The sequence below is a fragment of the Brevundimonas sp. CURTG3B2_SDJG genome (assembly GCF_057364705.1).
This window is the reverse complement of sequence record NZ_JBNFOJ010000152.1, coordinates 1-7,384: the sequence shown is the minus strand read 5'-3', so window position 1 is coordinate 7,384 and position 7,384 is coordinate 1. Positions and strand designations below refer to the sequence as shown.

The following is a 7,384-nucleotide window of genomic DNA, read 5'->3' as shown; positions in this document are numbered from 1 at the left end:
GTGGCGGCCGCCAGCCGTCCCTGGGCGTCCAGCACGCAGCAGCCGACGGTGCCGTGGCTCAGCGTCCCGGGCGGATGGTTGTCCTCGCCCTGGCCGGCCCGGGTGAACCAGGCGTCCTCGTCGGCGATCGGCTCCAGCCCCTGGTCGAGGGCGAACAGGGCCGCGCCCTCGCCCGCCAGCATGACGTGGGGCGTCTTCTCCATCACGGCGCGCGCGGCGACGATCGGATTGCGGAAGCCCTGCAGCGCGGCCACGGCGCCGGCCCGCCGGGTCGCCCCGTCCATCAGGCTGGCGTCCAGCTCATAGGCGCCCGCCAAGTTGGGCGAAGCGCCCCGCCCGGCGACGTACAGGCCCGAGTCCTCCAGCATCACGACGGCCTCGACCGCCACCTCCAACGCCGAGGCGCCGGCGTCCAGCCGCGCCTTCATGGCCTCCACCACCTCGCGCATGTGCACGACCTCGCGGTCGTAGTTCCGCTCGCGCCGGCGCCGCGCCGCCGTGGAGGATGAGGGCCGTCATTCGCTCTGTCTCCTGATCGCCTCTTTTCAACGGGCGCGCCGCTGCTTAGCGTTCCCGGAACGCGAGCGCCACGGGCGAACGCATCCTCCTCCTCCCCTCGGCCTCAAGCCGCCGATAGGCGATAGGCCCAAAAAAGGATCAACAATGCGCGCTGTTCTGTCCAAGGCTCCCGGCGGTCCCGAAACCCTGGTCGTCGAAGAGGTCCTGGACCCCCGCCCCATGAAGGGCGAGGTGGTGATCGAGGTGAAGGCGGTGGGGATCAACTTTCCCGACACCCTGATCATCGAGGACAAGTACCAGTTCAAGCCCCAGCGGCCCTTCTCGCCGGGCGGCGAGGTGGCGGGCGTGGTCGAGGCCGTCGGCGAGGGCGTGAAGGGGGTCTTCAAGGGCGACCGGGTCATCGCCGTTCCCGGTTGGGGCGGCCTGGTCGAGCGGCTGGCGGTCCCCGCCGCCTCCGTCATCAAGATCCCGGACGACATGGATTTCGAGAGCGCCGCCGCCCTGGTGATGACCTACGGCACCTCCTACTACGCCCTGAAGGACCGGGCGCAGCTGAAGGCGGGCGAGAGCCTGCTGGTCCTGGGCGCCGCCGGCGGCGTGGGCGTGGCCGCCGTCGAGCTGGGCAAGGCCATGGGGGCCCACGTCATCGCCGCCGCCTCGACCAACGACAAGGTCCAGTTCGCGCTGGAAGCCGGCGCCGACAACGGCCTGATCTATCCCACCGGCCCGATGGACAAGGCCGCCCAGAAGGAGCTGTCGGGCGAGCTGAAGCTGGCGTCCGGCCGCGACGGCCCGGACGTGGTCTACGACGGCGTGGGCGGCGACTACTGCGAGCCGGCCCTGCGCTCGATGGACTGGAACGGCCGCTATCTGGTGGTCGGCTTCCCGGCGGGCATCCCGTCCCTGCCGCTGAACCTGACCCTGCTGAAGTCGGTCTCGGTGATCGGCGTCTTCTGGGGCGCGGCGGTGGCCCGCGACCCGTCGATCCACGCCGCCAACATGGCCGACCTGTTCAAGTTCTGGAGCGAGGGCAAGATCAAGCCGCGCATCAGCCGCACCTTCCCGCTGGAGCGCGCCCACGAAGCCATCCAGGCCCTGGGCGACCGATCGGTCATGGGCAAGGTGGTGGTGACGGTCGAGTCCTAGGGCCGCCTAGGGATCGTCGCGCCGCAGCCGCTCCAGCGCCGCCTCGGCCTGGTCCCGATGCCGTTTGCGGACATTGGCGCCCACGGTGGCGATCAGGGCCGCGATCACGGCCGCGTCGTCGGTGAAGCCGATGCCCGCGAAGACGTCCGGGATCGCGTCCACCGGGAGGACGAAATAGGCCAGGGCGCCCAGCATGATCCCCTTGGCCGTGGCCGGCGTCTCGGGATCGCGGGCGGCGAACCAGACCGACAGGGCCTGGCCGGCGAACGGAATCTTCGCGGCCGTGCGGCGGATCTTGGGCCAGAAGCCCCGGCTGACCCGCACCTCGTTGACCCTCTGGACCGAGGGCACGAGGGCGCGCGAGGGGTCAAGGGCCTCCTCCGGCGTGGTCGGGCCGGGCCCCGGTTTGGCTTTGGCGGACATGGCGGCTAAACCCCGCGACGTTCTCAAGGTTCAACCAACATAGGGGCTTCGGCCATGAAACTCGACGGTTCGATCGCGGCGGTGGTGACGGGCGGGGCCTCGGGCCTGGGCGAGGGCACGGCGCGCGCCATCGCCGCGACCGGCGCCAAGGTCGCCCTGTTCGACCTGAACGAGGAGAAGGGCGAACAGATCGCCCGAGAGATCGGCGGGGTCTTCTGCAAGGTCGACGTCACCTCCGACGAAGACGTCGCGGCCGCCTTCGCCAAGGCCCGGGCCGCTCACGGCCAGGAACGCCTGACCGTCAACTGCGCCGGCATCGCCACCGGCCAGAAGACCGTCAGCCGCAAAAAGGACACCGGCGAGATTCGCGCCCACGACATGGCGTCGTTCGAGCGCACCGTCCGCATCAACCTGTTCGGCACCTTCCGCGTCCTCAGCCAGTCGGCGGCCGGCATGGTGACGCTGGACCGGATGGAGGACGGCGAGCGCGGCCTGGTGGTCAACACCGCCAGCGTGGCGGCCCAGGACGGCCAGATCGGCCAGGCGGCCTATTCGGCCTCCAAGGGGGGCGTCTACGCCATGACCCTGCCGATCGCCCGCGACCTGGCCCAGGAGGGCGTGCGCATCAACACCATCCTGCCGGGCATCATGTGGACGCCGATGATGGCCGGCATGGATCAGAAGGTTCAGGACGCCCTGGCCGCCATGATCCCCTTCCCCAGCCGCCTGGGCACGCCGGCCGACTACGCCTCCCTGGTGCTGGAGCTGGCCCGCAACGTCTACATCAACGGCGAATGCATCCGCCTGGACGGGGCCATCAGGCTGGCGCCTCGGTGAGGGCGCTATCGCTCGCCGCGCGGCGGCTCGCTACTTGAGCGCGGAACTTGCGCAATTTTTACGTAAGGGGCTTGCGAGGGTTCGCTGCGGTCCGCTATACGCCCGCCCTCAGCTGAAGCGCGGGCGTAGCTCAGGGGTAGAGCATCACCTTGCCAAGGTGAGGGTCGGGCGTTCGAATCGCCTCGCCCGCTCCAGCTGAAGACGCCCAGGAAGGCTCGGCTCCGGCCGGGCCTTTCTTGTTTTCGGCGTCATGGGCCGCCCCAGATTGCCAAGGTGAGGGTCGGGCGTTCGAATCGCCTCGCCCACTCCAACTGGAACAGCAAAGGGCTCGATCTCCGGACCGGGCCTTTCTGTTTTGGCGTCATGGGCCGGGACGGATCAAGGGACGATGGTCAGCGGGGCGGTCGAGGTTAGCGCGCCCCGGACCATGCAGCCGGAGCCGGAGCCGACCGGGGGAAGCGTCACCGGACCGAAGCTGACCGTCGAGGAGGACGACATGACCGCCAGGGCCGCGACGGTCGTCCCGTAGCAGGCGGACGGCCCCGCGGAGAACCCCAGGATCATCGTGACCGAGGTCAGGCCTGGCCCCGCGTCGACGACCCAAGCCCCGTAGGACGCCACGAGGCCGCAGGGCGCGCCGCCGCTGACGGTTTGGCTGGTCACCGTCTCGATGCCCATCGCATCGACCGAGAAGTTGACCGTCACCGTGCAGGTGACGTTGATCGACCCGATGAAGGTCACCGGCCCGGCGAGGGTGTAACTCGCGGGTTTCGGATCGAAGGTCTGGGCCGCCGCCGGAGAAGACAGCGCCACGCCGGCGACCAGGGCGACGGACGCAAGGTGCTTGAACACTGTGACCCTCCCGCTTTCCACCTCGGGGCGAGGCGAGCAGGCACAATGCGCCCTGACCGTGTCTCCGGCAAGTCGCTGACAATCACGTCAATAGGAGGGCCCGCTCGGAGCTAGATCCGCTTCAGCCGCTTCGCGTGCCCGCCGACCATGTTCAGCGCAACGCGGTCCGGCAGGTGCTTGGCCAGGCCGGCCAGCAGGTTGTTCATGACCCCGGGCGTCACCTTCGGCCGGTTGGCCTCCACGGCGTCGTAGCCGACCCTCGCCACATGCTCGGCCGTCTGCCACATCCAGGCGGGATAGGCCGATGAAACCTCGTCGCGGGTGCCGTTGACGTCGTGGAATTCGGTCAGGGTGTAGCCCGGGCACAGGGCGGTGACGTGGACGCCGGTCCCCCGCAGCTCCAGGTGCAGGCCCTGCGACGCCTTGATCAGGAAGCTCTTGATCGGGCCGTACAGGGTGTCGCCGCCGGTCGCGGGCATCTGGCCCGCCAGGGACGCCACGTTGAGGATGCGGCCGTAGCCTCTTTCCACCATCGCCGGGGCGAACAGCCGACTCAGCTCCACCGGTGCGGTCAGCATGACCCGGATCATGGCTGCATGAGCCTCGGGGTCGGTGTTGAGGAAGCCGGCCGTGCGGCTGAAACCCGCATTGTTGACCAGGCCGTCGACCGACAGCCCCCGCTGGGCGATCGCCTCGAACAGGCGGCGCGGCGCGGCGGGATCGGCCAGGTCCTGGGGGATCACCGTCACGGCCGAGCCGAGCCGGACCAGCTCGGCCGCCAGGGCCTGCAGCGGACCCTCGCGGCGCGCCGTCAGGATCAGGTCCCAGCTCTCGGCGGCGAAGACCCGCGCCAGGGCCGCGCCGATGCCGGCGGAAGCCCCTGTGATCAGGACCGTGCGCCGGGCGGCTGGGTTCACGCCGCGACGGGACAGGAGGCGTGGGGCGCGAAGCTGGCCAGCGAGGCCGGATTCTCGTCCAGCAGGTCGGCGATGGTGATCTTGGCCAGCGCCTCGCCCGCGGCGCGATCGGCGGCGGTCAGGGCCTTGGCCACCTGTCGCGGAATGTGTTCGCTGACCGGGCAGCCCTTCGCCCCCGCCGGCGGCGAGCCCAGGTGGGCGCAGCCGTTCACCGCCCGCAGGACGGCGTCCAGGCTGATGTCCTCAGGCTGCTTCAGCAGCCAGGCCCCGCCGGACGCGCCCGGCCGGTGGCGATCAGCCCGGCCTTGGCCAGCAGCGCGGTCACGCGCCGGACGACGACGGGATTGGTCGGCACCGAGGCGGCCAGCACCGCACTGGGCGCCGCCTCGGCGGCCGAATACGCGCCCTTGTGGGCCAGATAGGCCAGGGCGTGGGCGGCGACGGGGAAGCGTTGGCTGTCGGACATGGGCGCTCGTTTCCGCCTCAAGATAGGCGCGGAAAGGGTGTTTCACAAACAGGCGCAACCTTCGCACCTGCAGCACGATTGAATCCCCCGGTGAAAGAGCCTAAAGGCTCGCCGCTGTTTTGATGGGGACCGCGTCGTGCGGCGTCCTCGGAGGACCTTCATGGCCGGCGCCCCCCAGGGCGAGGACGGGACCCCCGTCGTCAGCACCCCGTCCGTTTCCGATCAATCCGCCGCCGCCCCGCCGCATCCCGCGGTCGCGGATCAGCACGGCCATGGCCATGGTCCCGGCGGGGGCAAGGCCGGCAAGCTGGGCCTGATCATCGGCGCCATCGGCGTGGTGTTCGGCGACATCGGCACCAGCCCGCTCTACGCCCTGCGCGAAGCCATCGCCCACGCCCGCGAAGGCGTCGGCGGCGACCTGGCCGTGATCGGCGTCGTCTCCCTGGCCTTCTGGGCGCTGATGGTGGTGGTGACGTTCAAATACGTCTTCTTCCTCATGCGCGCCGACAACAAGGGCGAGGGCGGCACCCTGGCCCTGATGGCCCTGGCCCAGCACGCGGTCGGCCGGCGCAGCGCCCTGATCTTCATCCTGGGCGTCTGCGGCGCGGCCCTGTTCTACGGCGACGGCATCATCACGCCCGCCATCTCGGTGCTCTCGGCCATCGAGGGGGTGAAGGAGGCGCCGGGCGTCGGCGGGGCGCTGGATCCCTTTATCGTGCCGGTGTCCGCCGGCATCCTGGTGGGCCTGTTCCTGGTCCAGGCGCGGGGCACCGCCGGCCTGGCCAAATTCTTCGGCCCGATCACCGCCATCTGGTTCCTGAGCCTGGGCGTCCTGGGCCTGATCCACATCTTCGACGACGTCAGCGTGCTGCGGGCGCTCTCGCCCCATTACGGGGTGCAGCTGCTGCTCAAGGACGGCTTCCTGGGCTTCATCATCCTGGGCAGCGTCTTCCTGGCCGTGACCGGGGCCGAGGCGCTATACGCCGACATGGGCCATTTCGGAAAGGCGCCGATCCGCATCGGCTGGCTGGCCTTCGTCCTGCCGTGCCTGACCCTGAACTATCTCGGCCAGGGCGCTCTGATCCTGGCCCACCCCGGCGCGTCCGAGAACCCGTTCTGGAGCATGGTTCCGCAGGCCGTCTACTGGCCGATGCTGGCGCTGGCGACGGCGGCCACCGTCATCGCCTCCCAGGCGGTCATCACCGGCGCCTTCTCGGTGACCCAGCAGGCGGTGCAGCTGGGCCTGCTTCCGCGCATCCAGATCACCAACACCTCCGAAAGCCAGGCGGGCCAGATCTTCGTGCCGGCGGTGAACGGCCTGCTGATGGTCGGGGTCCTGACCCTGCTGGTCGTGTTCCAGAGCTCGCACAACCTCACCGCGGCCTATGGCGTGGCGGTCACCGGCACCATGCTGGTCAACACCCTGATGGCCTGGTCGGTGATCACCAAGAAGTGGAACTGGCCGCTGTGGGCGGTGCTGGGCTGCCTGATCCCGTTCGGCTTCATCGACACCGTCTTCCTGACCTCGAACCTGCTGAAGATCCCGGACGGGGCCTGGATGCCGCTGGTCCTGGGCGCGGCCTTGGTGCTGCTGATGTGGACCTGGGTCCGGGGCACCCAGATCCTCACCGCCAAGACGCGCAAGGACAGCCTGCCGCTGGCCGACCTGATCGAGATGCTGCGCGCCCGCCCGCCCCACCGCGCGCCCGGGACGGCCATCTTCCTGACCTCGGACCCGGACATCGCGCCCGTCGCCCTGATGCACAACCTCAAGCACAACAAGGTGCTGCACGAGAAGAACGTCATCCTGACGGTGCGCACCAGCGACCGGCCCCGGGTGCCGGACAGCCAGCGGGTGACCATCGAGCCGATCTCGGACGACTTCAAGAAGCTGACCCTGTCCTACGGCTTCATGGAGCAGCCCAACGTGCCCAAGGCGCTCGGCGTCTGCCGCAAGCAGGGCCTGAAGTTCGACATCATGTCGACCAGCTTCTTCCTGGGCCGGCGCTCGGTGGTGGCCTCGGCCGCCGAAGGCATGCCGCTGTGGCAGGACCGGCTGTACATCTTCCTGATGCGCAACGCGGCCAACCCCACCGACTTCTTCCACATCCCGCCCGGCCGCGTGGTCGAGCTGGGCACGCAGGTGTCGGTTTTGACCGGCGAGCGGCGGGGCCGCTATTCCGGCGCGCGCGGACGGCGCATGGCCGAAAAGGCCCGCGGCCCG

5 protein-coding genes, 1 tRNA gene and 3 pseudogenes are annotated in these 7,384 nt (G+C 69.9%); 4 read left to right on the top strand and 5 right to left on the bottom strand.

Going from position 1 to position 7,384, the window contains the following annotated elements; all coding sequences use genetic code 11:
- Positions 1 to 519: pseudogene (locus AC2W7C_RS11230) on the bottom strand (isoaspartyl peptidase/L-asparaginase); the annotation flags it as partial.
- A gap of 144 nt (positions 520 to 663) precedes the next feature.
- Here AC2W7C_RS11230 and AC2W7C_RS11225 point away from each other — a divergent pair.
- The gene (locus AC2W7C_RS11225; protein ID WP_486001517.1) at positions 664 to 1,665 is read left to right on the top strand and encodes an NADPH:quinone oxidoreductase family protein; all 1,002 of its coding nucleotides are present in this window, start codon (positions 664 to 666) and stop codon (positions 1,663 to 1,665) included.
- Between the two features lie 6 nt (positions 1,666 to 1,671).
- Here AC2W7C_RS11225 and AC2W7C_RS11220 read toward each other — a convergent pair whose 3' ends face one another.
- Complete coding sequence (locus tag AC2W7C_RS11220) at positions 1,672 to 2,088, bottom strand: YkvA family protein (RefSeq protein ID WP_486001516.1); 417 nt, start codon at positions 2,086 to 2,088, stop codon at positions 1,672 to 1,674.
- A 54-nt stretch (positions 2,089 to 2,142) separates the two neighbouring features.
- On the opposite strand from AC2W7C_RS11220, the gene AC2W7C_RS11215 reads away from it, so the two are divergent.
- A complete protein-coding gene (locus AC2W7C_RS11215; RefSeq protein WP_486001515.1) occupies positions 2,143 to 2,925 on the top strand; it encodes an SDR family NAD(P)-dependent oxidoreductase in 783 nt (260 codons plus the stop codon).
- 119 nt (positions 2,926 to 3,044) lie between these two features.
- Positions 3,045 to 3,119: transfer RNA gene (locus tag AC2W7C_RS11210), tRNA-Gly, on the top strand.
- Between the two features lie 184 nt (positions 3,120 to 3,303).
- Here the strand turns inward: AC2W7C_RS11210 and AC2W7C_RS11205 are convergent.
- The 3 genes and pseudogenes from AC2W7C_RS11205 to AC2W7C_RS11195 all read right to left on the bottom strand — a co-directional run bounded on the left by AC2W7C_RS11205 (position 3,304) and on the right by AC2W7C_RS11195 (position 5,160).
- On the bottom strand, positions 3,304 to 3,777 hold the full coding sequence (locus AC2W7C_RS11205) for a hypothetical protein (protein WP_486001514.1): 474 nt from the start codon (positions 3,775 to 3,777) through the stop codon (positions 3,304 to 3,306).
- A gap of 110 nt (positions 3,778 to 3,887) precedes the next feature.
- Positions 3,888 to 4,694: an SDR family NAD(P)-dependent oxidoreductase gene (locus AC2W7C_RS11200; protein WP_486001513.1), complete on the bottom strand. Its 807-nt coding sequence runs from the start codon at positions 4,692 to 4,694 to the stop codon at positions 3,888 to 3,890.
- Positions 4,691 to 5,160 (bottom strand): annotated as a pseudogene (locus AC2W7C_RS11195) (Rrf2 family transcriptional regulator). Before AC2W7C_RS11195 ends, AC2W7C_RS11200 begins: the two are co-directional and overlap by 4 nt.
- Positions 5,161 to 5,320: 160 nt before the next feature.
- On the opposite strand from AC2W7C_RS11195, the pseudogene AC2W7C_RS11190 reads away from it, so the two are divergent.
- A pseudogene (locus tag AC2W7C_RS11190) lies at positions 5,321 to 7,312 on the top strand (potassium transporter Kup); the annotation flags it as partial.
- Positions 7,313 to 7,384 lie beyond the last annotated feature (72 nt).